Here is an 841-nt window from a genome sequence, read left to right on the forward strand (position 1 = left end):
CTAGGGTCTGTACTCAATAAGGTCTAGCGGCGCGGTGGCGATGCTGATTCAAGGCTTCTGGAAAGGAGCCTTGTCATGGCGAAGCAGGTTCGATGGCTGAGCGATGAGGAGTGGGCTCGGATCGAGCCTCTTCTGCCTCGCGGGCGCAAAGGCGCTCACCGCGTGGATGACCGGCGGGTCATCTCCGGGATCGTCCACATGCTCAAGAGTGGTGCGCGTTGGCGCGACTGCCCGCCCGAGTTCGGGCCGTACACGACCGTCTACAATCGCTTCAACCGGTGGAGCCGTCAGGGGATCTGGCACGAGATCTTCTACGCTCTCACCGGGCACACGGGCATCTACTCGTCAGCCTCGATCGATGCGACCCACGTGAAGGCTCACCGCTCGGCATCGGGCGGAAAAGGGGGGACTTCGAGCAAGGCGTAGGTCGCTCGCGGGGCGGGCGCACGACAAAGCTGCACGGCTTGGTCGACGATCACGGCCGGCCCCGCATGCTGTTGCTGAGCGCCGGCAATACCAACGACATCACCCTGGCTGCCACCCTGGTGCGCGCAGCCGGGCCGATCCGTCGCCTGCTGGCGGACAAAGGCTACGACGCCGATCACCTGCGAAAGATGCTGGCCGCGCAAGGCACCGAAGCTGTCATTCCCTCCACCACCTCAAGACGCGCCCCGATCCCCTACGACACCGTCGCTTACAAGGGCCGAAACCGCGTCGAACGCATGTGGTGCCGCCTCAAAGACTTCAGGCGGGTCGCCACGCGCTACGACAAACTCGCACGCAACTACCTCGCAGGCGCACTCATCGCCGCCACTTGTGCTTACTGGATCAATTGAGTCCG

Annotated in this window: 1 protein-coding gene; it reads left to right on the top strand. The window is 64.0% G+C overall.

From position 1 onward, the window contains the following. The first annotated feature begins 75 nt into the window (after positions 1-75). Positions 76-836, top strand: a protein-coding gene (locus ACX9GQ_RS25020) for an IS5 family transposase (protein WP_459632315.1) whose coding sequence is annotated in 2 segments (ribosomal slippage) — positions 76-402 and positions 405-836 — 759 coding nt in all. Because the reading frame shifts where the segments join, the coding sequence is not laid out codon by codon here. Positions 837-841: the final 5 nt, after the last annotated feature.

The organism is Alsobacter sp. R-9, assembly GCF_054612375.1.